At 69.9% G+C, this 24,087-nt stretch carries 29 protein-coding genes; 16 read left to right on the top strand and 13 right to left on the bottom strand.

The genetic code is table 11. The annotated features are described in order from the left end of the window. The first annotated feature begins 39 nt into the window (after positions 1 to 39). Complete coding sequence (locus JW613_RS33895; RefSeq protein WP_209214806.1) at positions 40 to 1,131, top strand: citrate synthase 2; 1,092 nt, start codon at positions 40 to 42, stop codon at positions 1,129 to 1,131. Positions 1,132 to 1,244: 113 nt separating this feature from the next. Here JW613_RS33895 and JW613_RS33890 read toward each other — a convergent pair whose 3' ends face one another. From JW613_RS33890 to JW613_RS33870, 5 genes are all read right to left on the bottom strand, one after another. Continuing rightward, positions 1,245 to 2,540 carry a hypothetical protein gene (locus JW613_RS33890; RefSeq protein ID WP_245226778.1) on the bottom strand — a complete coding sequence of 432 codons (1,296 nt, stop codon included), beginning with the start codon at positions 2,538 to 2,540 and terminating at the stop codon, positions 1,245 to 1,247. Between the two features lie 112 nt (positions 2,541 to 2,652). Beyond that, positions 2,653 to 3,321 (bottom strand): DUF4232 domain-containing protein, encoded by a 669-nt coding sequence (locus JW613_RS33885; RefSeq protein ID WP_209214804.1) that lies wholly within the window; start codon positions 3,319 to 3,321, stop codon positions 2,653 to 2,655. Between the two features lie 212 nt (positions 3,322 to 3,533). After that, positions 3,534 to 3,719, bottom strand: a complete 186-nt coding sequence (locus JW613_RS33880) for a DUF397 domain-containing protein (protein ID WP_209214802.1) — start codon at positions 3,717 to 3,719, stop codon at positions 3,534 to 3,536. After that, positions 3,716 to 3,925 (bottom strand): DUF397 domain-containing protein, encoded by a 210-nt coding sequence (locus tag JW613_RS33875; protein ID WP_209214800.1) that lies wholly within the window; start codon positions 3,923 to 3,925, stop codon positions 3,716 to 3,718. Before JW613_RS33875 ends, JW613_RS33880 begins: the two co-directional genes overlap by 4 nt. Beyond that, positions 3,922 to 4,824, bottom strand: coding sequence for a helix-turn-helix domain-containing protein (locus JW613_RS33870; protein ID WP_209214798.1), 903 nt, complete (start codon positions 4,822 to 4,824; stop codon positions 3,922 to 3,924). The genes JW613_RS33875 and JW613_RS33870 overlap by 4 nt, the downstream gene beginning before the upstream one ends. A gap of 177 nt (positions 4,825 to 5,001) precedes the next feature. Here JW613_RS33870 and JW613_RS33865 point away from each other — a divergent pair, with 177 nt between their 5' ends. The 10 genes from JW613_RS33865 to JW613_RS33820 all read left to right on the top strand — a co-directional run bounded on the left by JW613_RS33865 (position 5,002) and on the right by JW613_RS33820 (position 12,972). Further along, complete coding sequence (locus JW613_RS33865) at positions 5,002 to 5,478, top strand: ATP-binding protein (RefSeq protein WP_209214796.1); 477 nt, start codon at positions 5,002 to 5,004, stop codon at positions 5,476 to 5,478. Positions 5,479 to 5,597: 119 nt separating this feature from the next. Beyond that, the gene (locus tag JW613_RS33860) at positions 5,598 to 6,053 is read left to right on the top strand and encodes a hypothetical protein (protein ID WP_372448041.1); all 456 of its coding nucleotides are present in this window, start codon (positions 5,598 to 5,600) and stop codon (positions 6,051 to 6,053) included. 50 nt (positions 6,054 to 6,103) lie between these two features. Continuing rightward, a complete protein-coding gene (locus JW613_RS33855) occupies positions 6,104 to 8,545 on the top strand; it encodes a DUF6571 family protein (RefSeq protein WP_209214794.1) in 2,442 nt (813 codons plus the stop codon). Continuing rightward, positions 8,542 to 9,147, top strand: coding sequence for a hypothetical protein (locus tag JW613_RS33850; protein ID WP_209214792.1), 606 nt, complete (start codon positions 8,542 to 8,544; stop codon positions 9,145 to 9,147). The genes JW613_RS33855 and JW613_RS33850 overlap by 4 nt, the downstream gene beginning before the upstream one ends. 79 nt (positions 9,148 to 9,226) lie before the next feature. Continuing rightward, positions 9,227 to 9,559 carry an ATP-binding protein gene (locus JW613_RS33845; RefSeq protein ID WP_307866149.1) on the top strand — a complete coding sequence of 111 codons (333 nt, stop codon included), beginning with the start codon at positions 9,227 to 9,229 and terminating at the stop codon, positions 9,557 to 9,559. A 199-nt stretch (positions 9,560 to 9,758) separates the two neighbouring features. Continuing rightward, positions 9,759 to 10,331, top strand: a complete 573-nt coding sequence (locus JW613_RS33840) for a DUF5994 family protein (RefSeq protein ID WP_209214790.1) — start codon at positions 9,759 to 9,761, stop codon at positions 10,329 to 10,331. Positions 10,332 to 10,782: 451 nt separating this feature from the next. Beyond that, on the top strand, positions 10,783 to 11,139 hold the full coding sequence (locus JW613_RS33835; protein ID WP_209214788.1) for a PRC-barrel domain-containing protein: 357 nt from the start codon (positions 10,783 to 10,785) through the stop codon (positions 11,137 to 11,139). 35 nt (positions 11,140 to 11,174) lie between these two features. Further along, positions 11,175 to 11,345, top strand: coding sequence for a hypothetical protein (locus JW613_RS33830; RefSeq protein WP_209214787.1), 171 nt, complete (start codon positions 11,175 to 11,177; stop codon positions 11,343 to 11,345). A gap of 195 nt (positions 11,346 to 11,540) precedes the next feature. Next, positions 11,541 to 12,014, top strand: a complete 474-nt coding sequence (locus tag JW613_RS33825) for a carboxymuconolactone decarboxylase family protein (protein WP_209214785.1) — start codon at positions 11,541 to 11,543, stop codon at positions 12,012 to 12,014. A 34-nt stretch (positions 12,015 to 12,048) separates the two neighbouring features. Further along, a complete protein-coding gene (locus tag JW613_RS33820) occupies positions 12,049 to 12,972 on the top strand; it encodes an RNA polymerase sigma-70 factor (protein WP_209214783.1) in 924 nt (307 codons plus the stop codon). Between the two features lie 30 nt (positions 12,973 to 13,002). On the opposite strand, the gene JW613_RS33815 is transcribed toward JW613_RS33820, so the two are convergent. Both JW613_RS33815 and JW613_RS33810 read right to left on the bottom strand, forming a co-directional pair. Further along, entirely contained in the window at positions 13,003 to 13,566 is a 564-nt protein-coding gene (locus JW613_RS33815) for a DUF3995 domain-containing protein (protein WP_209214782.1), read from the bottom strand. A gap of 194 nt (positions 13,567 to 13,760) precedes the next feature. Next, positions 13,761 to 14,258 (bottom strand): MarR family winged helix-turn-helix transcriptional regulator, encoded by a 498-nt coding sequence (locus tag JW613_RS33810; RefSeq protein ID WP_209214780.1) that lies wholly within the window; start codon positions 14,256 to 14,258, stop codon positions 13,761 to 13,763. Between the two features lie 59 nt (positions 14,259 to 14,317). Here JW613_RS33810 and JW613_RS33805 point away from each other — a divergent pair, with 59 nt between their 5' ends. Next, the gene (locus JW613_RS33805; RefSeq protein WP_209214772.1) at positions 14,318 to 14,824 is read left to right on the top strand and encodes a MarR family winged helix-turn-helix transcriptional regulator; all 507 of its coding nucleotides are present in this window, start codon (positions 14,318 to 14,320) and stop codon (positions 14,822 to 14,824) included. Here the strand turns inward: JW613_RS33805 and JW613_RS33800 are convergent, their stop codons facing one another. After that, on the bottom strand, positions 14,825 to 15,379 hold the full coding sequence (locus JW613_RS33800) for a TetR/AcrR family transcriptional regulator (protein WP_209214770.1): 555 nt from the start codon (positions 15,377 to 15,379) through the stop codon (positions 14,825 to 14,827). Positions 15,380 to 15,490: 111 nt separating this feature from the next. Between JW613_RS33800 and JW613_RS33795 the strand changes: the two genes are divergently transcribed. The 4 genes from JW613_RS33795 (at position 15,491) to JW613_RS33780 (ending at position 17,572) form a co-directional block, all read left to right on the top strand. Further along, on the top strand, positions 15,491 to 16,141 hold the full coding sequence (locus tag JW613_RS33795; protein ID WP_209214768.1) for an FMN-dependent NADH-azoreductase: 651 nt from the start codon (positions 15,491 to 15,493) through the stop codon (positions 16,139 to 16,141). Further along, positions 16,138 to 16,458, top strand: coding sequence for a DMT family transporter (locus JW613_RS33790; protein ID WP_209214766.1), 321 nt, complete (start codon positions 16,138 to 16,140; stop codon positions 16,456 to 16,458). The genes JW613_RS33795 and JW613_RS33790 overlap by 4 nt, the downstream gene beginning before the upstream one ends. Before the next feature lie 99 nt (positions 16,459 to 16,557). Beyond that, positions 16,558 to 17,040, top strand: a complete 483-nt coding sequence (locus tag JW613_RS33785) for an RrF2 family transcriptional regulator (protein ID WP_372448040.1) — start codon at positions 16,558 to 16,560, stop codon at positions 17,038 to 17,040. A 76-nt stretch (positions 17,041 to 17,116) separates the two neighbouring features. Continuing rightward, positions 17,117 to 17,572 carry a carboxymuconolactone decarboxylase family protein gene (locus JW613_RS33780; RefSeq protein ID WP_209214762.1) on the top strand — a complete coding sequence of 152 codons (456 nt, stop codon included), beginning with the start codon at positions 17,117 to 17,119 and terminating at the stop codon, positions 17,570 to 17,572. Between the two features lie 82 nt (positions 17,573 to 17,654). Here JW613_RS33780 and JW613_RS33775 read toward each other — a convergent pair whose 3' ends face one another. The 5 genes from JW613_RS33775 to JW613_RS33755 form a co-directional block, all read right to left on the bottom strand. After that, positions 17,655 to 19,184 (bottom strand): sodium:solute symporter family protein, encoded by a 1,530-nt coding sequence (locus JW613_RS33775; protein WP_099882128.1) that lies wholly within the window; start codon positions 19,182 to 19,184, stop codon positions 17,655 to 17,657. 210 nt (positions 19,185 to 19,394) lie between these two features. Next, positions 19,395 to 20,123 carry a TetR/AcrR family transcriptional regulator gene (locus tag JW613_RS33770; RefSeq protein ID WP_209214760.1) on the bottom strand — a complete coding sequence of 243 codons (729 nt, stop codon included), beginning with the start codon at positions 20,121 to 20,123 and terminating at the stop codon, positions 19,395 to 19,397. Next, positions 20,093 to 20,878, bottom strand: coding sequence for an enoyl-CoA hydratase family protein (locus JW613_RS33765; protein ID WP_209214758.1), 786 nt, complete (start codon positions 20,876 to 20,878; stop codon positions 20,093 to 20,095). Before JW613_RS33765 ends, JW613_RS33770 begins: the two co-directional genes overlap by 31 nt. After that, complete coding sequence (locus tag JW613_RS33760; protein WP_209214756.1) at positions 20,878 to 22,044, bottom strand: acyl-CoA dehydrogenase family protein; 1,167 nt, start codon at positions 22,042 to 22,044, stop codon at positions 20,878 to 20,880. The genes JW613_RS33765 and JW613_RS33760 overlap by 1 nt, the downstream gene beginning before the upstream one ends. Before the next feature lie 72 nt (positions 22,045 to 22,116). Beyond that, positions 22,117 to 24,075, bottom strand: coding sequence for an acetyl/propionyl/methylcrotonyl-CoA carboxylase subunit alpha (locus JW613_RS33755; protein WP_209214754.1), 1,959 nt, complete (start codon positions 24,073 to 24,075; stop codon positions 22,117 to 22,119). Positions 24,076 to 24,087 lie beyond the last annotated feature (12 nt).

Below are 24,087 nucleotides of genomic sequence, written 5' to 3'. Positions count from 1 at the left end.
AGGCACCGCTCTGACGGCACATCACGAGGGAGCCGCCAGATGTCCGACTTCGTACCCGGGCTCGAGGGAGTCGTCGCGTTCGAGACGGAGATCGCCGAACCTGACAAGGAAGGCGGCTCGCTCCGCTACCGAGGGGTGGACATCGAGGACCTGGTCGGCCAGGTGTCGTTCGGCAACGTGTGGGGACTGCTCGTCGACGGGGGCTTCAACCCCGGCCTGCCGCCCGCCGAACCGTTCCCCATCCCGGTGCACTCCGGAGACATCCGGGTGGACGTCCAGTCGGCGCTCGCCATGCTCGCTCCCGTCTGGGGCCTGCGGCCGCTGCTCGACATCGACGAGCAGACCGCCCGCGACGACCTCGCGCGGGCCGCCGTCATGGCGCTCTCCTACGTCGCGCAGTCCGCGCGCGGGCAGGGCCTGCCGATGGTGCCGCAGAAGGAGATCGACAAGGCCGACACCGTCGTCGAGCGCTTCATGCGCCGTTGGCGCGGCGAACCCGACCCCAAGCACGTGGCCGCCGTCGACGCCTACTGGACCTCCGCCGCCGAGCACGGGATGAACGCCTCCACGTTCACCGCCCGTGTCATCGCCTCCACCGGCGCGGATGTCGCGGCGGCGCTCTCCGGCGCGGTGGGCGCCATGTCGGGGCCCCTGCACGGTGGCGCCCCGTCCCGGGTCCTGGGCATGATCGAGGAGATCGAACGCACCGGCGACGCCGACGCCTATGTGAAGCGCCAGCTCGACCGCGGTGAGCGGCTGATGGGCTTCGGCCACCGCGTCTACCGCGCCGAGGACCCGCGCGCCCGCGTGCTGCGGCGTACGGCCAAGGAACTGGGCGCCCCCCGCTACGAGGTGGCCCTCGCTCTGGAGAAGGCCGCCCTCGCCGAGCTGCGCGCCCGCCGCCCCGACCGGGTGCTGGAGACCAACGTCGAGTTCTGGGCCGCCATCGTCCTCGACTTCGCCGAGGTCCCGGCGCACATGTTCACCTCGATGTTCACCTGCGCCCGCACCGCGGGCTGGTCGGCGCACATCCTGGAGCAGAAGCGCACCGGCCGCCTGGTGCGCCCCTCGGCCCGCTATGTGGGGCCGGGGCCTCGCAACCCCCGCGAGGTGGACGGCTACACCGGCTGACGCCGGTGCGGAGCGTCAGTCCTTGTAGTAGGGGGTGAGAAGCCCCGTACCGGATGGCGGCAGCGCCGGTACGGGGCTTGCAGAAAGTTCGATGCCGGGCTGGACGAAAAGGTTCACGGCGGATCCGCCCGGTGCTCAAGTCGGCGCCGGTCGCGGTCCCGCTGCAACTCCCTGAAGTCCTCGAACCACGCCGTGGTGCGCCCGGGTCCCCCGTCCTGACGCGCCCGCACAGTACGGGTGGCGTACAGGCTGTTGAGGAGCCACGGCTGCTTGGCGGGGCCGATGTCGCGGACCATCGCGTCGGCCTGGGCCACGCCGTAGGTGGCCACGGCCAGCTTCCCGGTGTCGCGGAACCGCTGTACCTGTTCCCGGAGGTAGTGCCGGTTCTTGTGGAACCAGGGGCTCATGGCCAAGAAGGCGTCCCACTTCTCCTGGGGGAACGGATTGTCCACCGCCCTCCTCAGAAGCTGCCACACCCGCGTCTCCGGCTCGATGCCGTAGCGCCGGGCGAAGCCGGGCGGAATCCTGTCCCGCATGTGCGCCCGCCAGTTGTGCACGAGGGAGAACTCGGTCGCGAGGAACTTCTGGTCGGAGCGCAGGTGCGGGACGACGTGGTCCAGGTACTCCTGGGCGGCGTCGAGGGAGTCCACGTGCGGATGGATGTCGACGCCTTCGATCTCCCGTGTGCTATGGACGAAATCCAGCCATCGGCGGGTGGCGGCAGTCTGCTCGGCGGGGTCGTCGAGACGATTGAGCGCCCCCATGTACAGGCGGGTCGGGCAACCGCCCGGGAAATGCTTCTCGCGGTACGCGACGACGTGCTCGGCCAGCTGCTCGTAGAAGCGGTTGAGGGCCGGGCCGTCGCGGTCGACGCGTCGGCTCTCCAGGAACGGCTCGTTGCCGATCACCAGAATGTCGACCTTGCCCAGCACGGCACGCGCCACCTTGTCCACCCGCGCGAGTTCAGCCTCCATGAGCGCGCTGCCCACTGCGGGCAACGCACGCTTGTGGTAGGGGAACTTCAACGACAGGACGGTGCCGTACCCCCGGTTGTGCGCGTCCAGCAGCGTGGCCACGGCCCGCTGGCTGCCCGGTGCGCCCTTGCCGACCTCCGGCATCGGCAGGAAGCCGCGCAGCCAGCTCGTGGACAGTTCACGCAGCTGCGCGAAGCGCAGGTCGCGAGGGTCCTCGTTGAAGTTGGCGCCCAGCGCACCGCTCGGAGCCGACCCACGGCCCGAGGGCCCGGCTCCCGACCCATCCGGCGCCTGGCCCTCCCCCGCGTCCTTCCCCCCACTGCACCCTGCCGCCGAGAGCGCGGCGGCGGACGCGCCGAGCAGCAGACACCGCCGCGACACCCCCGGCTCGTGCGCACGGGGCGTAACGGACCGGGGCTGCGACAGGTGAGCCATCCCGTCCTCCTTCTCGGTGATCCGAGAAATACACGAAAGCGGGGCCGGAAGCGTTCAGCTCCGTCCGGGGCGGCCGGCCCCGCCGACGGTGCACGCGGTGCACGCGGTGGGGTCAGCCCAGGACGATCGGGTTCACGAAGGTGCCGGGGCGGGTGGCGCCGGACTGGTCCAGAATGGCGCCGCCGTAGGGCCAGTCGAGGGTGACGTGGGTCGTCTCGTCGGGCGGGGTGATCAGGACCTTGCTCGGCACGAAGCGCTCGGGGCCCTTCATGTCACTGGGCACCGGCAGGATGTTCATGCTGACCGCGGCAGTGCTCTCACCGGGCTTCAGGGTGAGGGTGCTGGGCGTGTCCCCGGAGCGGCGCAGGTCCCAGGTCTCCCCGGACTCGCTGATCAGCTGGACGCCCGGGAAGCCGCGCAGGGTGCAGGTGCGCCCGCCGTCGTTCTTCAGCTGGACGGTCGCGACCTGCTGCTGGTCGGCTTCCATGTCCGGGGCGCCACCATGCGGGCCGCCCCAGGTGAAGTCCAGCTCACCGGTGTGGCAGCGCTTGCTGGTGTTGGCGGCGGAGGCGTTCACCGCGTCGGTCCGCGAACCCTGCTGGGCGGTCTCCTTCACCTCGACGCCCGAGGTGTTCTCGCCCTTCGCCGCGTCGGCGTGTGTGCCCGTCTTGGCGGAGGACCTGTCGCTGGACGAGTTGCACGCGGTGGCACCCGCGCCGACCGCGACAACGGCCAGCACGGCGGCAGTGCAGCGAACGGCGCGAGTGAGCTTGCCAGTCATGGTTCCTCTTTTCCGGCGCCGGGCCTCTCCGCCCGGCGCTCCCCGTCTGGTCGAGTGCGTCTTACGGGAGGTGTGATGCGACCCCTCCTGCGAAAGTTCACGACCCTGGCCGGAAAGATTGTCCGGAACCTGTAACAGCCATCCACCCCGTCAGGACCCGACACACGTGGTCCCCGCCACCGGGACCGGTGGCGGGGACGAAGTGAACGGCCTCAACTGTGCGACTGCCCCACGTGCCCGATGAACGCCGCCCACTGGCCGGACGGTACGGACAGGACGGGACCGCGCTGCTCCTTGGAGTCACGCACGTGCACGGTGGCGACAGCATGCGCAACCTCCACACACTCGCCGCCGCCCGAACCGCTGTAACTGCTCTTGAACCAGGACAGCTCGTTCATCCCTGGCCCGCCACGTGCCCGATGAACGCCGCCCACTGGCCGGACGGTACGGACAGGACGGGACCGCGCTGCTCCTTGGAGTCACGCACGTGCACGGTGGCGACAGCATGCGCAACCTCGACGCAGTTGCCACCGTCCGAGCCGCTGTAGCTGCTCTTGAACCAGGACAGCTCGTGGAGCCGGGCTGCCGCCTGCTCGTTCGTCATTGATCCCCTGCCAACTGCCGGATGAATGCGGCTGAATCCTCGACGTTCAGCGCCTGTGATCGCAGCTTGCCATACCGCAGAGCGAAGGTGCTCACATGTTTGGTGTCAGCGACGACATGGCCGATCCCCTGTGACTCGAAGTACCCGTACTGCTGGTGTTCGGAGGTCTCAACGAGAACGAAGCCGCCGTTCAGCCCAGTGTGGAAACCACCGCCGGTCGGCACCACCTGAAGCGCTACGTTGCGGAGCTTGCCCGTGGCCAACAGATGTCGGCACTGCTCCCTCATCGTCTTCGGGCCACCGAGTTCCTGGCGTAGCGCGGCTTCTCCGATCAAGAAGGAGAAGTCCACCAGCGGGCTCTTCGTGAGGATCTTCTGCCTGCTCAGTCGCGCATCGACGTTGTCCTCGATCGCCTCCTCGTCGAGCATGGGTACGTGGCCCTCGAACAGGGCCCTCGCATACTCCTCCGTCTGCAACAGACCAGGAATGAGCAGCGGATCGTAGTCGAACCGGCTGACCGCCTCCATCTCCAGCAGGACGAAGTCCCGGAAGAAGGCGGGCAGCTTCGCGAAGTCGACGTCGTCCTGGAGGGTGGCCAGGACGCCGCCCGCGTTCAGCACCCGTTCTGCGGCCTCCGTGAACGGTGCCTTGGCCGGGCGGCGGCCCTGCTCGACCGAGGCGACCTGCTCCGCCGAGTAGCCCAGCAGCGGGGCGAGGGCTTCTTGCGAGTACCCCGCCGCAAGGCGGAACTTGCGCAGCAGTTTGCCGTAGCCGACCCAGATGCCGGGGCGGTCGTCCTCGCGTTTGCGCTGCTGGGCGGTGTCCGCCGTACGGGGTGAGGGGACGGACCGGCCGTCCTTCTTGCGGTCGGTGGGATTGCTTCCGTTCGCGCTGGTCATACGCTTCACGTCCTCGTGCGCCCTCAACGGGTCTCTGCGTCAACGCCGTTCGCCGTGATCCGGTCACGGCGTGCGGCCCGTACATCCCCGCGCAGGAGGTGTGCGCCGCCGTACCCGTGGGCGGGCGACGCGCTCCTGACCTGGGCCACGCTAGCCGCGTAGCGGGACGGTCACCCTATGAATCCGCAAACGGCCAGAATTCGCCATCCCGAGCCGCCGCACGTGGGCGCGGCGCCGGCCACGTTCGCCGTACAGCTCAGTTCCACCCGGCGCGGGGCGCGCCTCGCGCGGCTGCTCGCGACACAGTGGCTGGACGAGCACGCGGTTCCGTACCGCAGTGCGGCCTCGCGCACGGCGGCACTGATCGTGGCGGAGCTGGCGGCGAACGCCGTACGGCACTGCGGCAGTATCGGCCGCGACTTCCGGGTGAGCCTGACGCTGACCGAGGCGCCACCGGCAAGAGTGCTGCGGGTGGAGGTCACCGACGCGCGGGCGGACAAACCGCTGCCGCCGGGGGCGCCGTGGCCGCCCGAGGACGAGTGCGAGTCAGGTCGCGGGCTGCTCCTGGTGGACGCCCTCTCGCACCGCTGGGGAGACCGGGTGAACGATTCGATCACCAAAACCCTGTGGGCCGAACTGGACCTGCCCGAATGACCGATGGATGCACCATCTATCCAGAATGCCGGAGGTTATAAGCCCGCGGGTGGCGGGGTAGGGGCCTGTGATCGGTGTCGACACAGCCGGTTGCAGGAGGGGGAACAGTGTCAGCTCACATGGACGGATCAACTGGACTGGACGCCGCCACCGGGGACGGCCACGTCGAAATGCGGCTGAACCACGCGCTGCCGCCCGACGGCGCGAACGGCAAGCCTGTCGGTAAAGAGGGTGACCTCGTCGTTCGTGACGACGAGTTGGGGGCTCTCGGCAACATGGCCTTCGATCTGCACTCACAGCTGTCGACCACAGGGGATCTGGCTCGGCAGAACACCTTCGATGCGGCGACCCAGTTGTTCAACGACGGACTGGAGGCGGGTTCGGCGCTCACCGTGCTGCATGACGCGTGGAACACCAAACTGGGCACGCTCAAGGAAGCATGCGCGCACATCTCCAATCACCTCGACTACTCGAAGGCGCAGCATGCGAAGGATGAGCATGACATTCAGACGGGCATGAAGAATGCCGCGGGTAAGGCGATGACGGTTTCCCGTATCTACGACTACATCAAGTAGTCCAGCGTAGGTCGACCAACGTACGGGAAAGCACAAAGGGGGGCATTCACGTGATCACCTACCGTCAGCTCCACGACCTGCGGTTGGGGACGCTGAAGAAGGCGGTCAACGACTGGAAGGACATGGTCGACGATCTGGTCGAGCTGGTTGGCGAGGACGGGCACGGACAAGGCACGACTGCCGCGGGGCTCACGAAAAAGGCGAACGGGGCGGACTGGGCCGGGAACAACGCTGATGTGACGAAGAAGTTCGTGACCAAAACGGCGGGCGAGTTCAAGGACGTACTGGCGACCGCCCGGAGCGTGCACACGATCCTGAACGGTCTCTACACCAAGATGAAGGCCCACAAGGAGGCCCTGAAGGAAGCGGTGGCGAGCGCCGACAAGAGTGTGCACGTCACGGCGAACGGGGTCGTGGAGCCACGAGAAGGCGCCGATCCCAAGCCCACTCAGAAGCAGATCGACGCTGTCGTCGAGGACATCGAAAAGGTTCTCAAGGCCGCCCACACCACCGACAAGGGTGCTGCCGAAGCGCTACGGCATGAGGCGAAGGACAAGTACAATTTCCTCTCCTCCCGCGTCACCGACTTCGAGAAGACACGTCAGGCTGTCAAGGACGCGGACGCTGTCCTCAAGCTGACCTCGAAGGACCCCAGCAAGCTGAGCAATACCCAGCTCGATCACCTCAACGACTGGCTGAAGCGCAGTGGTAGGGATCCTGTCTTCGCGGAACGAGTCGTCGGCGAGATGGGGCCGAAGAAATCCCTCGCATTCTTTGCCAAGGCGATGGAGATCGACAGGTGGGAGTCTGCGGGCGCCGGGAGCGGCACGAAGACGTTCAGTGAACACAAGAAGCTGCTGGACGCGCGGAAGAAACTGCTGGGCGAGTTGGAAACCGGCCTCGGTACCACCTTGGCGACGGCGTCCCGCTCCGAGTCCGGCGACATGGCGGCGTGGAAGAAGGGCGCGATCCAGGTCGGCGACCAACCGGTCTCCGGCACGGCCTCGCACAAGCCGATCTACGGCTTTCAAGCCATGAGCAATCTGATGCGACACGGCAAGTACGACGGTGCCTTCCTCAACGACTACGGCGATGCGCTGGTCGCCTACGAGAAGAAGCACACGGGTGACGTGAAGGACCCTGGCCCGGGCGGCAGGACGCGCGAGGACGTACTGCCGTGGGACCGCCTTCCCTCCTACGCCCAGCAGGACCGGATGCACTTCGGGCCCGGCAGCGACAAGGACGCCGGTGTGGACCCGATGACCGGCTTCATGAAGGCCCTCTCACACAATCCCGAAGCTTCCACGGATTTTTTCGGCCACCCGGAAGAACAGACCGGTAAGGACGGCAAGGGCGGGCAGTCCCACTTCGACTATCTGTTCAAAGACCGAGAGTGGGAATCGCTCCCGGGCTCGGACGGCGGAACGCCGGGACGCGACGCGATGGGCGAAGCGCTGGAAGCCGGGGCGACCGGCCACGTCGCCGGCGCGAAACCGGACTCATTGGTGCACACTCCCGCCCAGGCACGCATCATGGAAGACGTCGTCAAGGCCGTGTCGGACGAGCCGTCCCTCCTCACGGGAAACAAGGAGATGGGTGACAGTCTGGGCCGGATGGCGCGGGAGTACATGCCCGATATCTATCGCGGCTTGGAGAGTGGTAAGCCGCCGATGGATCCTGCGATGGCCAACCTGCCGAAGGATCAGCAGATGAATGCGATCGAGCAATTGTTCCCAGTTGCCGGGGAGCCTGCGGTATTCGGAAAGAGCGGAGAGGCCGAGTCAAATGTGGCCAGATTCTTGATATCTCTCGGACAGAGTCCCGAGGGATACCAGGAAGTGCTCGCCGGGCAGAAGCTCTATGGCGATGCGGTCTTGAAACACCAGCTGGACCCCGACGTGCAGGCGCAACTGCCATGGTACGAACGGTTCGAAGGCTCCGACACGGACGCCAAGGACCGCGCGGAGGATGTCGTGGAGCGCGTCAGCCGACAGTCGGGATATGTCACAGGGGCGCTCACACTTGGTCGACAGGAAGCCGTGGTCAGTGAGGGTCTTGCTCACGACGCCGCTTATGAGAAGGCACAGACCCGTGTCGGGACGTGGGGTTACGGCGCTGGGGCCACCGTCACCAACGTGCTGCTGGCACGCGGGGGCGTCCATCCCGTCGCCAGCGCGCTCATCTCCGGCTTGACCGGATCAGGGCTCTTCGTCGGGCCGAGTGAGTGGAACATGGCCAACGACCACAACGAGGGCGCCGAGAAGGCACAGCTGACATCGGATTACTGGTCGCACGCCAAAGCTGACGACGTCACGTCCACCAACAAGATGTACCACGACTATGGCGGTGACGATTACGGCCCGGGCCATTGGGACACCTGGGTACGCGCGGGATCGAAGGACGGATTCAATGATGCGCTGGTCGCGGGGCAGACAATGGCTACCGAACTCACCAGTGGCGACCAGGTGAAGACCTTAAAGTCATCGGAGTGATGATGGACGTTCGTCGTGAACTCACAAAGCCGGTGACGTGGCTGGCTGTCGTGGTAGCTGTGCTCCTTGCCGCAGTTGCCGTCCTTTCAGTTGTCCTGCTCTCTCGCGAAAACGGCAACCCGCCCAGGTCTTTCGAGTCCACGGAAGCGGACTGTTCCGCGGTAACCGGAACGAGCAATACCGCCGAGCTTCGCCGCATCGTCCCGGAAGCCTCTTTTTATTCAGTGAAATCCGAGACACTTGTCGACAAGAAGTCCGCCAAGTTGCTGTGCGAGGTGCGCGCCGACGACGAGGTCGCTGTGAGGCTCTTGGTGAAGGAGACGGCGGGGGATCGGGAGGACTGGGCGAAGTACATCACGCGCACCGGCATCGACTGGTCTTCCGACCGGCACAGCGTGGACCTGTACGGGGGTGGCTTCTCCGACGGCCACGCGGCGGCACTGTTCCTGCCCTGTCCGGGACGGGCGGAAGCAATGGGGGCGAATGAAGGCATGAGCGTAACTGTCTTCACGCCACCGGACGGCAATCACGAGAAGGACGTTCTCAGGCTCGCCAAGCGGACCGCGAAGCACGCCTCAGGGCAACTGGGTTGCGAAAAGTGACTCCGCTTCCCGCCTCGAAGGGCGGAGGTTCCTGCCGCGGTCGACCGACCGTCTCGCCACGACGCCGACCAGGCCCGCCGTGCAACGAGGTTCCACCCGGCGCGGGGCGCACCTCGCGCGGCTGCTCACGACACAGTGGCTGGACGAGCGCGACTGTTCCGTACCGCAGTACGCCCTCGTTCCGGCCGCGCCTCACCTCGAGCGAGCCGACGGCCGGGAGGAGGCTGAGGGCGGGGTCACCGACGCGCGGGCGGACAAACCGCTGCCGCCGGGGGCGCCGTGGCCGCCCGACGACGACGGCGAGTCAGGGCGCGGGCTGCTCCTGGTGGACGCCCTGGCTAACCGCTGGGGACACCGGGTGAACGACCCGATCACCAAAACGCTGTGGGCCGAACTGGAACTGCCCGGGTGACCGATGGAGCGCCAGCTGGCTCAAAGTCGCGGACAAATACCTCATTTGGGCCGCCGGTCTCTCGGGCGGACGTGGTCGAGGCTGCGACAGGAGTACGCTGGCAATATCGAGAGCATTCTTCACCGGCTTCCGCGCCGGTCTCTCTCTCGGTTCGACAGTACCGGGCCGGCAATGCCGGGCCCGGAGACGGGTCGACACCATGAAGGTGATCACCGAACACCCCCCGACCACCACACCGGTCGCCCAGGCCGACGGCTATCCGCCGGTCCGGCTCTCCCTCAAGCCTCCGGGCCCGCCCTCCGGGCTGCTCGACGGCGCCTGGTGGCCGCACTCCCGGGATCTCACTCGCGAACTGGCGGCTCTGACCGAGCTGTTGGACCCGCGATGGGGCCGCATCACTCGCGTCACCGTCAACCCGACGCACTGGCCCGTGGTGCCCCGCAAGGTGGCCGTCGACGGCCATGTGGTCAAGGTGGGTTGGTTCCGCCAGGAGCAGGACCCGCACCAACTCATGCTGCGCTCCTACCACGTCGGGCGCTGGGACCTGCTGATCATCCCGCCGGGGACCAGCGCGGCCGCCGCCGAACGACTCATGGCCGCCGCCTGCGATCCGCGGATCGCCTGTACAGGCAGCGCATTGATGGCGGCCGAGTCGGCCGGCCGTCTCGCCGACCCGGCCGATGCGGACCCGCCAGGCCGCACGCAGGCAGACGCATGGGAGGCGGAGGGTGGGGCGATGACCGCGCACGCCCGGACGGCCGGCGGGAGGTGACGCGGCCTTGGACACCGGCCTCACCATCGCCGTCGTCCTCGCGATGATCGCCCTGGGAGCGTTCGTGATCCACCGTCTCAACGCGCAGCACGCCGACCGGATCGCGCTGCACCAGTACAGCCGTCGCCTCCCCGGCCGCTGCGGCGCCCCTGGCTCCGCGGCGGCCACAACGGGCCGCCGCCACCCGCGACCACCGCGGCCGCGGGGACGGAGGCCGCGGACATCTCCGCCCGCGGCGCCGGGGCGTCGCACGCACGAGGGACCGGACGGCCTCACCTGGCGGGCGGCGGCACGGCAGAGCTCGGCCGCGTATCCCGTCGATCGGCGGGATGCTGCGGGCAGCTCCGGGTACCCCGCCCATCCCCGTTCCGGGGAAGGCGCGGTCCGGCGGGCTGCCGCTGTCCACGGACAGGCCCGCACCAGCCCGGATCAACCGCCCAGGAGGCGCATCATGATCCACGCAGCCGACATCCGCGAGTGGCGCAACCGCAACGTCGTCGACTCCCATGACCACAAGATCGGCGTCCTCGAGGCGATCTATGTGGACACCACCACCGACGAACCGGCCATGGCCACGGTCCGCACCGGACTGCCCACCCGCCACCGGTTGGCCTTCGTACCCCTCGACGACGTGACCCTGGGCCCGGACTACGTCAGGGTCGCCTACCAAAAAGCGCTGGTCAAAAAGGCACCCGCAGTTGGCATGGACGACATCCTGCCCGCCGAGGCAGAGAAAACGATCTTCCAGCACTACGACATGTCCTACCAGACCGGCGCAGGCGGCGAGCGGCAACTCGCACGCCGCTGACCGCCCGCGCTCACCCCGAAGGAAGCATCCGCGACATGGTCCTCTTCCTGCTCCTCGTTCTGGTCGCCGTGACCCTGGGAATCATCGGAGCCGTAGCGGAAGGGCTCGGCTACCTGCTGTTCGTCGGCATCGCGGTCCTCGTGGCCGCTCTGGCGTTCATCGCCGTGCGCTGGTCCCGGCGCTCCGATCGCCGCCCCATCCGATGACGACCAGCCCGGGGCCCCGGCCCGGGACAGCCGACCGAGCGCCTGCGGGCGCCTGACCCCGCAGGCTTCTCCTGTAACAGCTCCGCACAACCCCAGTAGGGGAGACGCGGGTCACACGTGTCCGTGTCACAGGGTGCAGGGCTGTCTCGTCCCAGGGGGTGTAGGCACCCTGACGAGAGCGCGGAGGAGCACACGATGGACGCGCGGCTGAACTACTTCGCCGACCCGACGGCCGGCAAGGCCTTCAAGCACTTCCTGTCGGCGGGCAAGATACTCAAGGAATCGTCGCTGCCGGCCGCCACGCAGGAGTTGGTGGAGCTGCGCGTGAGCCAGATCAACGGCTGCGCCGTCTGCATCGACATGCACACCAAGGAGGCCGCCGCCGCAGGAGAGAGCGCGGTGCGGTTGCACCTGGTCTCGGCGTGGCGGGAGGCCACGGTCTTCACCGAGGCCGAGCGTGCCGCGCTGGAGCTGGCGGAGGAGGGGACCCGGGTCGCGGACGCGGCCGGCGGGGTCAGCGACGAGGTGTGGGCACGGGCAGCCGAGCACTACGACGAGGAACAGCTCACCGCCCTGGTGGTGCTGGTGGCCTTCATGAACACGGTGAACCGGCTGAACATCATCGCCCAGCAGCCGGCCGGCGACTACGAGGTCGGGCAGTTCCACTGAGCCGTCGGGCGGGAGGACTTACGGGGGAGTCGACGTGAGCAAGGTCGAGGAGTTCGAGGAGTTGCGGCCGCTGCTGTTCTCGATCGCCTACCGGATCCTGGGCAGCGTGAGTGAGGCCGAGGACGTGGTGCAGGAGACGTGGCTGCGCTTCGACGGCTCGGCGACCCGGCCCACGTCGACCAAGTCCTTTCTGTCCGCCACCGTGACGCGGCTCTCGATCGACGTGCTGCGCTCCGCGCGGGTGAGGCGGGAGGAGTACGTCGGGCCGTGGTTCCCCGAGCCGCTGCTGTCCGATCCCTACGAGGATCCGGCGCGGGCGGCGGAGCTGGCCGACTCGGTGTCGATGGCGGCGCTGCTGCTGCTGGAGCGGCTCAGCCCGCTGGAGCGGTCGGTGTTCGTGCTGCGGGAGGTGTTCGGCTTCGGCTTCGACGAGGTCGCCGAGGCGGTGGGGCGGTCGGAGGCGGCGTGCCGGCAGCTGCTGGTGCGGGCGCGGCAGCACATGCGGGCCGGGCGGCCACGGTTCGAGGCCGACCGCCAGGAGCGGCAGGAGCTGGCGACGCGGTTCTTCGACGCCTTCCGCGACGGCGATGTCGTCGGTCTGCGGGAGCTGCTCGCCGCCGACGTGTCGCTGGCGGGGGACGGCGGCGGCAAGGCGCCGCAGCTGGCCAGGTCCGTCGTCGGCGCCGAGAACGTGGCCCGGCTGCTGGCCTCCGTCCTCCAGCTGATGGCCCGGGTCGAGGTGACCTTCGAGCCGCAGGAGATCAACGGGCGGCCAGGAGCGGTCTTCCGCGACCGGGACGGCAAGGTGCTCCACATCCTGGTCCTGGAGGTGCTGGGCGGGCGGATCCAGACCATCCGCTCGGTGATCAACCCCGACAAGCTCGGCCATCTCGGGCCGGTCGCCGACGCCTGGGCACTCGACCGCGAGGTGAAGCAGGGCCGCCGACGGACGCCGTGACGTGGGAGGCCCGGCGCGGGTCCGGCCCGTTCACCGGCAGGTCGTCCCGGCGACGACGGTCGGGCCGCCTCGTCCGTGCGGCGGGTTCGCGGCTCGGGCCGTACGCCGGTCGGCGAACAGGGACTTCCGGGCGGCTGCTCCCAGCATGACACCCCACACCACGAACAGCGCGTACCAGAAGAGTCCCCAGGCGGCCTGCGGATGCGCGTCCTTGGCGGCGAAGGCGGGTGCGGAGACGACGCGGCCAGCGGCGAGCAGGTACTGCATCGCGAAGTAGGTGAAGCCCCACAGCGTCATACCGACCGAGGCGATCATCGACACAGCGGCGAGCACCCGCAGGGGGAGCCGTCGGCCCCACGGCTGGACGAGGGCGAGTGCGAGGACCGCGCCGAGCACCGCCACTCCGCCCATCAGCCAGTAGCCGATCGCGGCTTCCCAGGTGCCGTGCGGGGCTTCGGTGAAGTCGCCGGGGAAGGTGGCGCCGATCCCGGCGCCCCACCAGAAGTGCGGCGCCGCGTAGGCGAGTGCCGCTGCCGCGGCCACGTACCCCGCCCAGCCCTCGCGCCGTCCACACTGTGCAGTTGCCGTGGTCATGACCGTCCCTCCGCGTTCTTCCTGCCGCCGTCCGCGGGCCTGGCGGCTCGCGACGGTCCAAGTCTGTCCGGCCCTCTCCCGCCGGGGATCGGACGCCCGCACGAGCGCTCTTCCCCCTCGCGGGGGAGACCGCTCCCCCTGCGGAACGAGGGCACCGAGGTACACGGCCGGCGGGCGGGGAGGCGCTCGCGGCGCTATGCGTCGGTGATCGCTGCGACGTCGGTGACGAAGCGGGCGAGCAGGCGGGCCAAGGCGGCCCGGTCCGCTGCGGGCCAGCCTTCGAGCGCTTCGGCGATCACTTCCTGGCGGAAGGAGCGGATCTCATCGAGCGCCTCGCGCCCGTCGGCGGTGAGCCCGAGGAGTGAGCGACGGCCGTCGGACGGGTCCGTGCCGCGGTACAGCAGCCCCGCTTCGAGGGCCTGGGAGGCGAGACGGCTGGCGCGTGGCTGGTCCACGGCGAGGGCTGCTGCCGCCTCGGTGACCGTCAGGGCACGGCCGTGCTCTGCTGCCTCGTCCACCACGTCGAGCAGTTGGAAAACCGCGTCGGGCAACGCACCGTACGGACCGCTCCGGCTCCCGCGGCGTGCCGACAACCGCGCGAGGGCATGGCTTCTTTGCTGTCGGCGCAGTGCCACCACCGCGCGCTCGATCGCGGCCACCTCTCGGGGCTCACCTGCGCAGTTGCCGTCCATCGCGACCTCCTCCATACTCCCCGCAGGTACATGTATTTTTACATGAGTATGGAGCTGGCGTGGACGCGACGGACAAGCCGATCGGCTACTGGCTCAAGCATCTGCACAACCTTCTGGAGGAGCAGTTCGGTACAGCCCTGGAGGACTCCGGTGTGACACGACGCCAATGGCAGGTGCTCAGCCTGCTGGGCCGTGAGCCGCACAGCCGCGCCCGGGCCGCCGAAGCACTCGCACCCTTCTGGCGGGAGGCCGCACCGGCCGGCGCCGGGCCCGCGGACCTCGGCGAACTCCTCGACGCACCCGAAGGGCTGATCGCTCGCGGATGGGTGCACCAGGGCCCGGAGACGGGTCTTCTGGCCCTGACGGCGAAAGGCCGGGCCGAACATGCCGCCGTCGCCTCTCGGGTGCACGATCTGCGGCGCGGCGTACTATGCGGGCTGACCTCGCAGCAGTACGCGGAAACGGTCCGGATCCTGTCCGTCATGGCCACCAACATCGAAGCGGACCTGGCCGACCGTGCGACCGACCTGGCGACGCCGGATGGCCTGAACTCTCCGACCGGCTGACTAGCGGACCAGGACGCGGGCGAGTTCGGTGAGTGCGGCGGCCAGGCGGGCGGGCGAGACTCCGCGCTCACGCTGATAGGCGAAGACATCGGGCGCCAGCGGAGCCAGCAGGGTATCGGCCAGGGCGTCCGGGTCGGCGACGTCGGCCTCGCGGGCGAGGGCCAGAACGTGGGCGCGCCAGAAGCCGTAGGCGCCCGTGGCGTACCTCCTGGCGCCGGTCTCGGCGCCGAGTGCCAGGTGGACGTGCTGGTCGAGCAGCCCGGTCATGGCCGTGTAGAAGGCGGCCAGCCGTTCGTGCGGCGGCGCCCCCGGGCCCAGCGGCGGTGGGCCCTGGAGCAGTTCGTGCTGCAGCGCCTTCTCGTGTTCGTCCAACAGCGCCGTTGCGATGGAGGCGACGTCCGGGTACCGCCGGTACAGCGTTCCCCGGCCGACGCCGGCGGCACGGGCGATGCTGTCCATCGTGACGGCGCGGGGGTCCTTCGCGGCGAACAGCTCCGCCGCGGCGGCGAGCACTTTCTCCCGGTTGCGAGCGGCGTCGGCACGTTCCTTGGTCACGGGGCCAGCCTAGGGCCTCCTCCGGAATAACTGGACGCACCGTCCGGTTGCTACTCTTCGACCGTGCAACCGGACACCGTGTCCGGTTCAGTCGCCCTGGGAGGCCCCTCCATGAGCTCCACCCTGCTGCACCTCGACGCGAGTGCCCGCCGCCGCTCGTTCAGCCGTGAACTCGGTGACACCGTCGCCGACGCCTGGCGAGCGGCACATCCGGGTGGCACCTACCTGCACCGCGACCTCGCGCTCGACCCCGTCCCGCACATCGACGAGGCATGGACCGAGTTGTGCGACCACGTCCTGGAGCACCGGATCACCGACCCCGACCGGTATCGGGAGGCGGCCCGCACACCGGCCCAGGTCGAGGCGTGGGCCGTCGTCGAGCCGCTGCTGGCCGAACTGCTGGCCGCGGACGTGGTGCTGATGGCCGCACCGATGTACAACTTCTCGATACCCGCATCACTCAAGGCGTGGATCGACCAGGTGACGTTCCCGAAGATGTCCTTGGCACCTCGGCGCTTCGTCGTCGCTTCCGCCCGGGGCGGCGCATACGGGCCCGACACACCACGGCACGCCTACGACCACCAGGAGCGGTATCTGCGCGACTTCTTCCGGGGGCACTATGCCGTCGACGACGTCACCTTCGTCGGCACCGAACTGGTCAACTCCCTGGTCGACCCCGCACTGGCGGCCCGCCGCGACCAGCACGACGCATCCCGCGCCGCCGCCCGCGCCGCCGCCCGGACACTGGGGGGCACGCTGTGAGCTGGCTGTTGCTGCTGGCCGCCGGCGCCGTGGAGGTGGCCTGGTCGCAGAGCATCAAGCCCACGGCGGGCTTCACCCGGCCGCTGCCCACCGCGATCTGCGTCCTCCTCGCCGCCGGGGCGGTCTACCTGCTGTCGCTGGCGATGAAGGGCCTGCCGGTGGGCACGGCGTACGCGGTCTTCACCGGAATCGGCGCGGTCGGCGCGATCAGCCTCGGAGTCGTGGTCCACAAGGATCCGGTGAGCGTCGGCCGGATCGCCGCACTGTCCCTCATCATCGCCGGAGTGGCTCTCGCGCGGATCACATCGAGCGAGTAGGGGCCCGGCGCGAGGGCCCGGAGGAGGAGGCGGCGGCGGCCGGGAGAACTTCCGGTCGCCGCTGTTGAAACTGGAGATCCTGGATGCTTAATATTCAGTATGCAGATGAGCGAGGGTGTCGAATGGGCGCTGCACAGCTGCCTCAACCTCGCCTGGGCGGAGCAGCAGGCCGTTCCGGCGCGGAAGTTGGCGGCGTTCTACGACCTGCCGCCCGCGTATTTGAACCGGCAACTGCAGGCGCTGGCGCGGGCGGGGATCGTCACCTCGACCTCCGGACCGCGCGGCGGCTTCCGGCTGGCCCGGAGCCCGGAGCAGATCACGCTCCTTGACGTCGTGGTCGCGATCGAGGGCGAGCAGGACGCCTTCCGATGTCAGCAGATCATGCGCGACGGCCCCGGCGGGCGCTCGGACGTCGACTACCGCAAGCACTGCCTGGTCTCGCAGGCGATGCGCCGGGCGGAGCTGGCGTGGCGGCGTGAGCTTGCCACCCAGACGCTCGCCGACATCAAGGACTCGGTCGAGAGCAGGCACCCCGACGCACCACGGGTGGCGCGCAACCAACTGGACACCCCCGCCCGTTGAACCGCGGACACCGTGAGCACGGTCTTCGCGGCGAGTGAACCTGGATATCCTCTGTTCAGAAAGGGAAGGATGCGAGATGCAACCTCGTATGGCGAACGTGTACAAGGTCGCCCGACGTGGCTATGAGGCCCTGTCCGCGATGGAGGAGTTCCTCCATGACAGCCCGGCCCCCGACGACGTCCTGGAACTGGTCAGATTGCGGGTCAGCCAGATCAACGGCTGCTCGGTGTGCGTCGATCTGCACTCGCACCGGGCCGGTGACGCGGGAGAGACGAACGAGCGGCTGTGGTCGGTCGCCGCCTGGCGGGACACTCCGTTCTTCACCGAGCGGGAACGCGCCGCGCTGGCGCTCGCCGAGGCGGTCACCCGGATCGCGGACAGCCCCGAGGGCGTACCCGACGACGTCTGGGACGCCGCCGCCCGCCACTTCGCCCCGGACGCTCTCGCCGCCCTGGTGATGGCCATCGCCTCGGTGAACGCCTGGAATCGGGTGAACGTCGCCACCCGTCTGACGGCCGGCTCCTTCCGGTGAGGAGCTGACACCGCCGCAGGGCCGTACGGGGAAGAGGGGCGCCCGCTGCGGCGGGCGCCCCGGCCGGGGGGGACACGGATTGCTAGCGGATCTCCAGCGGGGGGAGCGTGGGGGCGTCCGGTGTCGTCGGCTGGACCTGCGTGGGCGGGTCCTCGGCGAGAGAGTCGACGATCGCGTTGCCCGCCGTGGTCTCGACGGGTCGCAGGAAGCCGACGGCCAGATAGAGGGCGAGCGAGGTCAACAGGGGGAGGCCCACCGTCATGGGCTGGGAGGCGTCGTCGACGCCCCAGTAGAGGACGGCCCACACCGCGATGCCGCCGGCCCAGGAGCTGATGGCGGCGAGGGAGCCGTGGCGCTTGAACCAGGGCAGCAGGCCGAGCATCAGCGGGATGGAGATGGGCCCCATGGTGGCGGCGACGATACTGACGACCACGGTCATGATGAAGCCGTCGGGGTCGGAGAAGAGTGCGAAGCCCATGCTGAAGGTGACGAACGCGACGGTCGTGATGCGGGCGAAGAGCAGTTGGCCGCGCTCGCTGAAGGTGCGCACCCGGCGTACGAGCACCGGGGCCAGGTCCCGGGTGATGACGGCGGTGATGACGTTGGAGTCCGAGGCGACCATGGCCATGGTGTGGGAGAAGAACCCGGCCAGCAGCAGTCCGATCATGCCGGTGGGCAGCAGTTCCTGGGCGAGCTTGATGTAGGACTCCTCACCGTTCTCGATGCCCGGCACGATCAGCGGGGCCGCGATCATCGGTATGAAGAGGATCAGCGGCCATATCAGCCACAGCGCGCTGGACAGCAGCGCGGACTTCTTCGCCCGGGAGCCGGAGGGTGCGGCCATGTAGCGCTGGGCGAGGTTCCACATGCCGCCGTTGTACTCGAAGGTTTTGACGAGGAGGAACGCGAGGATCAGGGTGGTGGTGACCGGGCCGGCGACCGGGTCGCCGTGCCCGGCGGGCAGGTCGTCCCACATGGTCCACAGCGTGGAGAAGCCGCTCAGGTGCGCCATGACGGCCACCAGCATGGCGATGCCGGCGGCGAACTGGATGACGAACTGGCCGAAGTCGGTGAGGACGTCGGCCCACAGGCCGCCGAAGGCCATGTAGATCATGGTGCAGACGCCGGTGAGCGTGATGCCCCAGGCCAGCGGTATGTCGGCGAAGCCCTGCAGCAGTACGGCGATGGCCACCCACTTGGCCGCGATGTCGACGACCTTGAGGGCGGCACCGCTGTAGGCGAGGACCTGCTGGGTGGGCAGGTTGTAGCGCACGGCCAGATATTCCAGCGGGGAGTTGACGCCGTGCTTGGCGCGCAGCCGGTTCCAGCGCGGTGCGAACAGGAAGGCGCCGATCCCGACGCCGATCCCGATGGTCAGCGGCCACCAGAAGTACACGGTGACGCCGTAGTCGTAGGCGACGGCGGCGAAGGTGACGAACATGATGGCGCTGTAGCCGGACATATGGTGCGAGATTCCCGACAGCCACCAGGGGATACGTCCGCGCGCGGTGAAGAAGTCGGCGACGTTGTCGACCCGGCGGGTGGCGTACAGGCCGATCGCCAGCATCACGAAGAAGTACGCGCCGACAACTCCCCAGTCCAGTCCGGACATGGCGGCTCCCCTGGTTCGGTTCGCTCCATTGATTCACGTGCATGAACATGTGCCAGGTTGCTGAACGAGCGTCACCCTAGAAGTGGCCTATAGGAGCGTCAAGACTGCGCACACCGCCGAACACACAGCAGCACCCCGCCGGTTCGCCATCCATATCGATGAATGTGAACCGGCGGGGTGAAAGAGCGCACCGTCCCCGTCAGCGTGCCGTCAGTCGTGCAGCGTGCTCTCCAGCAGCCGCGCCCACTGCGCGACGACCCGCTCGCGCCGCGCGCTGTCGTCGGTCAGCAGATTGGCGAGACCGAGCCCGCGCGCCATGTCCAGCAGCCCCTGCACGGTCTCCCGGACGCCGGGCCGGCGCTCGTCGACGCCCAGCAGCTCCACCGCCATCCGGTGCGTCTCCCGCCCGATACGGGCCTCCAGCCCGGTCACCCGCGGGCCCAACTGCGGCTCGTTGGACGCGGCGACCCACAGCTGCAGCGCGGCGCGGAACAGCGGACCGGTGTAGAGCCCGACCAGCGTCTCGACGGCGGCACGCGTCCCGGCGGGGGCCGGCAGCTCGCGCAGGGCCCGGGACCGCTCCTCCGCCACGTACTCGACCGCCGCCGTGAACAGGTCCTCACGGGTGGGGAAGTGGTGCTGCGCCGCGCCCCGCGAGACTCCCGCGTGCTCGGCGACCACCGTGACCGTGCTGCCCGACCAGCCGTGCTCCGCCAGGCAGGTCACGGCGGACTCCAGCAGGCGCTGCCGGGTGGCCCGGCTGCGGTCCTGCTTGGGCGCGGCACCACGAGTGCCTGCCGCACCGCGCGCGCCCGCGGAACCGCCACGTGTGTTCGCGGAACCGCCGAGCGCGCCCGCCAGGCCGCCGCGGGTGCTGTCCGGCTGCCGGTCGCCGCCCGCCCGCGTGTTCACCGCACGGGCGCCTGCCGCACTGTCCATTCGGGCTCCCGTCGTTCGAGGAAGGCCGTCATGCCCTCGCGGGCCTCGTCCGACGCGAACAGCCGCGCCGACAGTTCAGCGAGCGTACCGGTGTCCCGGTCGAACGCGGCCAGCACCTCCCGGGTGACCAGCCGCTTCGACTCCGCCAGCCCTTGCGGGGAGCCGCGTCGCAGCCCGTCGAGCACCGGCGCCAGCACCTCGTCCGGATCGTCGGCGGCCAGCGTCACCAGCCCGATCCGGGCCGCCTCCTGAGCACCGAACCGCTCGCCCGTCAGGTAGTACCGGGCCATCGCCCGGGGGTCCGTCCGGGGCAGCACCGGCATCGAGACGACCGCCGGAGCCACCCCGATCCGCGCCTCCGTGAAGGCGAAGGTCGCCTCCGGGCCCGCGACGGAGATGTCGCAGGCCGCCAGCAGCCCGGTGCCGCCCGCGCGGACGTGCCCGGTGACCCGCGCGACGACCGGCTTGGGGAAGGCGACGAGCGTACGCAGCAGCCGCGCCAGCTCCCGGGGCCCGTCGCTCGGCGCGTCGTGCGCGCTCGCCTCGCTCAGATCCGCACCCGCGCAGAAGGTGTTGCCGGTGTGGGTGAGCAGCACCGCCCGCACGTCGCTGTCCGCACGGGCGCGTTCCAGCTCCGCGTACATCCGGCCCACCAGGTCGGCGGAGAGCGCGTTGCGGTTGTGCGGGGAGTCGAGGGTGAGGGTGCGCACGCCCGCCCCGGTCGCGGTGGACAGCAGCCTCTTCGCCCCGCCCATCAGTAGGACTTCGGGAGGCCGAGGGTCTGGTGGGAGACGTAGTTGAGGATCATCTCCCGGCTCACCGGGGCGATCCGCGCCACCCGGGAGGCGGTGATCAGCGCCGCCAGCCCGTACTCCCGGGTGAGGCCGTTGCCGCCCAGCGTGTGCACCGACTGGTCCACCGCACGCACGCACGCCTCCCCCGCCGCGTACTTGGCCATGTTCGCCGCCTCGCCCGCGCCGACGTCGTCCCCCGCGTCGTAGAGCCGCGCCGCCTTCTGCGTCATCAGCCGCGCGCACTCCACCTCGATGTGCGCCTGGGCCAGCGGGTGCGCGATCGCCTGGTGGGCGCCGATCGCCTCCTTCCACACCTGCCGGGTACGCGCGTACTCCAGCGCCCGCCCGATCGCGTAGCGCGCCATCCCGAGCGCGAACGCCGCCGTCATGATGCGCTCCGGATTCAGCCCGGCGAACAGCTGCAGGAGCCCCGCGTCCTCCTCCCCGACGAGGGCGTCGGCGGGCAGCCGCACCTCGTCCAGCACCAGCTCGAACTGCTTCTCCGGAGCGTCGATCTCCATGTCGATCGGGTTGCGCGAGAACCCGGGGGCGTCGCGGGGGACGATGAACAGGCAGGGCTTCAGCTTTCCCGTACGGGCGTCCTGGGTACGGCCCACGATCAAGGTCGCATCCGCGATGTCGACCCCCGAGATGAAGACCTTCCGGCCGGTCAGCAGCCACTCGCCGGTGGCCGGGTCCCGACGCGCCGTCGTCGTGATGCGGTGCGAGTTGGACCCGGCGTCGGGCTCCGTGATGCCGAACGCCATCTTGCGGGTGCCGTCCGCCAGCCCGGGGAGCCAGGTCCGCTTCTGCTCCTGCGTACCGAAGCGGGCTATCACCGTGCCGCAGATCGCCGGTGAGACCACCAGCATCAGGAGGGGGCAGCCGGCTGCGCCGAGTTCCTCCAGCACGATGGACAGCTCGGCGATGCCGGAGCCTCCACCGCCGTAGGCCTCCGGGAGGTTGACCCCGAGGTAGCCGAGCTTCGCGGCCTCCTCCCACAGGGCGTCCGTGTGGGTGCCGTCCGCGACGACCTGTGCGAAGTAGTCGCGTCCGTAGCGTTTGCCCAGTGCCGCGACCGAGGTGCGCAGCGCCGTCTGTTCGTCGGTCTCGATGAGCGCGGTCATGGATGTCCCCTTCCGACTTCTCGGGCCTCAGGCCCCTGCTCACGCTGTGCGCCGGGGCCACCCCCGGAGCGTTCAGGCGGTGACCACCGCCAGGACCGCACCCACCTCCACCTGGTGTCCGGCGGCGACGTGCAAGGCGGTGACCCTCCCGTCGGTGGGGGCCACCACGCGGTGCTCCATCTTCATCGCCTCCAGCCACAACAGCGGCTGGCCCGCGACGACTTCGGCCCCCTCCGCGACGCCCCGGCCCAGCCGTACCACCGTGCCCGGCATCGGGGCGAGCAGCGATCCCGGCGCGGCGGCGGCCTCGGGCTCGGCGAGGCGCGGCTGGGCCGTGAAGGCGTGCCGGCCGACGAAGACGCGGTCGCCGTAGACGGCGACCGGGAACCGCCGCCGGACCCCCGCCACCTCCAGGACCACCGCGTCGGGCCGCACGTCGACGGCCCGCAGCCCCGGGTACGCGGCGGGCTCGGGGGCGACGCCGCCCCGCGTCCAGACGTACCGCACCTCGTGCTCGGTGCCGTCCCCGGCCACGTACCGCCGGCTCGCGGGCGCCGAGGGCACATTGCGCCAGCCGCCCGACCGGGCCGCGACCCGTGGCCGAGAGGGCCGCCCCTGACCCGGCTCGTCGCGCACCGCCTCGGCCAGCGCGGCGGCCACCAGCGCGTACCGAGCGCCCTCGGACTCCCGGTCGGGGGCGGCCTCGGGGGCGGTCAGCTCCGCCAGGTTCCGTTCGTAGAACCCGGTGTCCAGGCGCCCCGCGTCGAGGTCGCAGAAGTCGCGATGGCGCAGCGAGCGCACCAGCAGGTCCCGGTTGGTGACCGGCCCGTGCACGGTGGCGGTCTCCAGTGCGCGGGCCAGCTTCCGGATCGCACCCGCACGGGTCGGCGCCCAGGCGACGACCTTGGCGAGCATCGGGTCGTAGTGCATCCCGATCTCGCAGCCGTCCGTGACACCGGCGTCCACGCGTACCTCCCCCGGCACCTGGAACCGCCACAGCCGACCGGTCTGCGGCTGCCAGTCGCGGGCGGGGTCCTCCGCGTAGAGGCGGGCCTCCACGGCGTGGCCCTGGGCGGCGGGTGGTGCCTCGGACGGCAGCGGGGCGCCTTCGGCGACGGCGATCTGGTGCGCGACCAGGTCCAGGCCGTGGACGAGTTCGGTGACCGGGTGCTCGACCTGCAGGCGGGTGTTCATCTCCAGGAAGAAGGGCCGGCCCTCGGCCGAGACGAGGAACTCGACGGTGCCCGCGCCCACGTAGTCCACGGCGCGGGCCGCCGCCACGGCGGCCCGCTCCAGCGTGTCCCGCAGCTGAGCGTCCAGCCCCGGCGCCGGTGCCTCCTCGACGACCTTCTGGTGCCGCCGCTGCAGCGAGCAGTCCCGGGTGCCGAGCGCCCAGACCGCGCCCCGGGTGTCCGCGAGCACCTGCACCTCGACGTGTCGTCCCCGTTCGATGTACGGCTCGACGAACACCTCCCCGTCGCCGAAGGCGGCTGTCGCCTCGGCCCGCGCGGCGGCGAGTTCACCGTCCAGCGCCGCCACGTCGCGCACGATGCGCATGCCGCGTCCGCCGCCGCCGGCCGCCGCCTTGACCAGCACGGGCAGGTCCGCCTCCCGTACCCGGTGCGGCTCCAGCGACTCGGGCAGCGGCACCCCGGCCCCGGCCAGCAGCTTCTTGGCGGCGGTCTTGGAGGCCATCGCCTCGATCGCGGCCGGCGGCGGCCCGATCCAGGTCAGCCCCGCGGCCTGGACGGCGCGGGCGAAGCCGGCGTTCTCGGAGAGGAAGCCGTAACCGGGGTGGACGGCGTCGGCACCCGCCGCCAGCGCGGCCCGCACCACGAGGTCCCCGCGCAGATAGGTGTCGGCGGGTGTGCTGCCCGGCAGCAGCACGGCGGCGTCGGCCTCGTGGGCGTGCGGCTGCCCGGCGTCCGCCTCGGAGTGCACGGCGACGGTGCTGATGCCCAGTTCCCGGCAGGTGCGAAAGACGCGCCGGGCGATCTCACCGCGGTTGGCGACCAGTACGGAACGGATCATTCGCTGCTCCCT

The organism is Streptomyces smyrnaeus (assembly GCF_017676345.1).
Taxonomy (GTDB): domain Bacteria; phylum Actinomycetota; class Actinomycetes; order Streptomycetales; family Streptomycetaceae; genus Streptomyces; species Streptomyces smyrnaeus.
This window is presented reverse-complemented; position numbering and strand designations above follow the sequence as displayed.

Coding starts and splice junctions, on each gene's coding strand:
- JW613_RS33895 (WP_209214806.1), top strand. CDS start 40: ATGTCCGACTTCGTACCCGGGCTCGAGGGAGTCGTCGCGTTCGAGACG.
- JW613_RS33890 (WP_245226778.1), bottom strand. CDS start 2,540: ATGGCTCACCTGTCGCAGCCCCGGTCCGTTACGCCCCGTGCGCACGAG.
- JW613_RS33885 (WP_209214804.1), bottom strand. CDS start 3,321: ATGACTGGCAAGCTCACTCGCGCCGTTCGCTGCACTGCCGCCGTGCTG.
- JW613_RS33880 (WP_209214802.1), bottom strand. CDS start 3,719: ATGAACGAGCTGTCCTGGTTCAAGAGCAGTTACAGCGGTTCGGGCGGC.
- JW613_RS33875 (WP_209214800.1), bottom strand. CDS start 3,925: ATGACGAACGAGCAGGCGGCAGCCCGGCTCCACGAGCTGTCCTGGTTC.
- JW613_RS33870 (WP_209214798.1), bottom strand. CDS start 4,824: ATGACCAGCGCGAACGGAAGCAATCCCACCGACCGCAAGAAGGACGGC.
- JW613_RS33865 (WP_209214796.1), top strand. CDS start 5,002: ATGAATCCGCAAACGGCCAGAATTCGCCATCCCGAGCCGCCGCACGTG.
- JW613_RS33860 (WP_372448041.1), top strand. CDS start 5,598: ATGGACGGATCAACTGGACTGGACGCCGCCACCGGGGACGGCCACGTC.
- JW613_RS33840 (WP_209214790.1), top strand. CDS start 9,759: ATGAAGGTGATCACCGAACACCCCCCGACCACCACACCGGTCGCCCAG.
- JW613_RS33835 (WP_209214788.1), top strand. CDS start 10,783: ATGATCCACGCAGCCGACATCCGCGAGTGGCGCAACCGCAACGTCGTC.
- JW613_RS33830 (WP_209214787.1), top strand. CDS start 11,175: ATGGTCCTCTTCCTGCTCCTCGTTCTGGTCGCCGTGACCCTGGGAATC.
- JW613_RS33825 (WP_209214785.1), top strand. CDS start 11,541: ATGGACGCGCGGCTGAACTACTTCGCCGACCCGACGGCCGGCAAGGCC.
- JW613_RS33815 (WP_209214782.1), bottom strand. CDS start 13,566: ATGACCACGGCAACTGCACAGTGTGGACGGCGCGAGGGCTGGGCGGGG.
- JW613_RS33810 (WP_209214780.1), bottom strand. CDS start 14,258: ATGGACGGCAACTGCGCAGGTGAGCCCCGAGAGGTGGCCGCGATCGAG.
- JW613_RS33795 (WP_209214768.1), top strand. CDS start 15,491: ATGAGCTCCACCCTGCTGCACCTCGACGCGAGTGCCCGCCGCCGCTCG.
- JW613_RS33785 (WP_372448040.1), top strand. CDS start 16,558: ATGCAGATGAGCGAGGGTGTCGAATGGGCGCTGCACAGCTGCCTCAAC.
- JW613_RS33780 (WP_209214762.1), top strand. CDS start 17,117: ATGCAACCTCGTATGGCGAACGTGTACAAGGTCGCCCGACGTGGCTAT.
- JW613_RS33775 (WP_099882128.1), bottom strand. CDS start 19,184: ATGTCCGGACTGGACTGGGGAGTTGTCGGCGCGTACTTCTTCGTGATG.
- JW613_RS33770 (WP_209214760.1), bottom strand. CDS start 20,123: ATGGACAGTGCGGCAGGCGCCCGTGCGGTGAACACGCGGGCGGGCGGC.
- JW613_RS33765 (WP_209214758.1), bottom strand. CDS start 20,878: ATGGGCGGGGCGAAGAGGCTGCTGTCCACCGCGACCGGGGCGGGCGTG.
- JW613_RS33760 (WP_209214756.1), bottom strand. CDS start 22,044: ATGACCGCGCTCATCGAGACCGACGAACAGACGGCGCTGCGCACCTCG.
- JW613_RS33755 (WP_209214754.1), bottom strand. CDS start 24,075: ATGATCCGTTCCGTACTGGTCGCCAACCGCGGTGAGATCGCCCGGCGC.